This is a genomic window from Marinobacterium ramblicola (genome assembly GCF_019084545.1).
Classification (GTDB): Bacteria; Pseudomonadota; Gammaproteobacteria; order Pseudomonadales; family Balneatricaceae; genus Marinobacterium_D; species Marinobacterium_D ramblicola.
The window spans coordinates 1-1,339 of sequence record NZ_JAHREP010000063.1; the positions used below are offsets into that span (position 1 = coordinate 1).

Sequence of the window (1,339 nt, forward strand, 5' to 3'; positions counted from 1 at the left end):
TAGAACGTCACCGCGCTGTCCGGGTAGTCTTCGCCGTAGGGCTGCATCAGGTTGTAGCGGCCGGTGTCGAGCAGGGTTTTGCTGCCGTTCACGTCGTCTTCGGTGTTACCGGTCTGGCCGACCGGGTTGCCGTTGGCGTAGACGTACTCGGTTTGGGTGATCTTGCTGTCTTCACCGGTGTCGTGGAAGCGGTAGAGGATCTGCCCGTCGTTGTTGTAGACGAAGCGCAGAATCTCGGCGCGGTCCTGGCTGTCCCCCTCTCCTTTGTTGGATTGGGTCAGTTGGTCGTTGACGTTGTAGCTGTTGACGGTGCGCCCTTTGACGTCCTTGCCGCGGGCGTTGATCCGGACCTCGAGGCCGGCGCTGTTGTAGATGTGGTCGAAGTAGTAGGTGTTGCCGTCGTCGACCAGTTTAGTGCGGGTGATGCGCCCGCTTCTGTCCATGCTCAGCGTGGTCTGCTGGCCGTCGTCGTTGGTGAAGTAGTTGCGGTTGTTCTCGTAGTACTGTTTGGTGACCTGGGTGTTGACGCTGCCGTCGGACTTGAAGGTGCGGAAGGTCAGGACGTTGCCGACGTTGTCGTACTGCCAGTCGGCGGTCTTGGTGCCGTTCTGTTCGGCGCGGATGACGCGGCCGTTGGCATCGAACACGTAGTCGGTGACCGTGCCTTTGGTGTTGACCATGACGCGGTTGCCGGCGGCATCGTAGCTGTACTGGCTTTCGAGGGCGCCGCGCTGGTCGATCTGGATGACGCGGTTGTTGCCGTCGTAGCGGTAGAGATGGTCGACGAAGCGGGTGGTGGCATCCAGCCCGTCGCTGTCCGGGTCGTAACCCTGGTCGGTGTAGGCGCGGTGCAGGTTGCCGGCAGAGTCCCACTGGTAGTTGGTGTGCAGGCCGGTGACGCTGTCGATCCAGCGTACCATCTGGCCGATGGCATCGTACTCGTAGCGGATGCTGCGCTCGTGGGCATCGGCGGTGTAGAGGCCATCGCCGTTGGTGTCGATATCCTCGGCCATGCGCCGGCCGGCGAGGTCGTAGCTGTACACCGTCTTGACGCCGGTGCCCAGGTCGTTGACCTCGAGCAGGCGGCCGGCATCGTCGTAACTGCGGCGGATATCCTTGCCGTTGGCGGCATACTCGCGGATCAGGCGGCCCTGGTCGTCGTACTCGAAGAGGGTGCGGCGTCCGCCCTGGTCGATCTCTTCGGTGACGCGACCGAAGGCGCCGTAGAGCTTGGTGCTGGTGACCCGCTGGCCGTCGGTGGTGGAGACTTCATTACCGTAGGCGTCGTAGGCCTTGCGTTCGTGGATCTCCTGGCCGTTCTGGTAGGTGATGGTGTCCA

General features: G+C 62.7%; 1 protein-coding gene. It reads right to left on the reverse strand.

Annotated features, from left to right (window positions below):
* Positions 1-1,339 (reverse strand): RHS repeat domain-containing protein (locus tag KQ940_RS22595; RefSeq protein ID WP_217416906.1); only part of this gene is annotated, 1,339 nt, incomplete at both ends.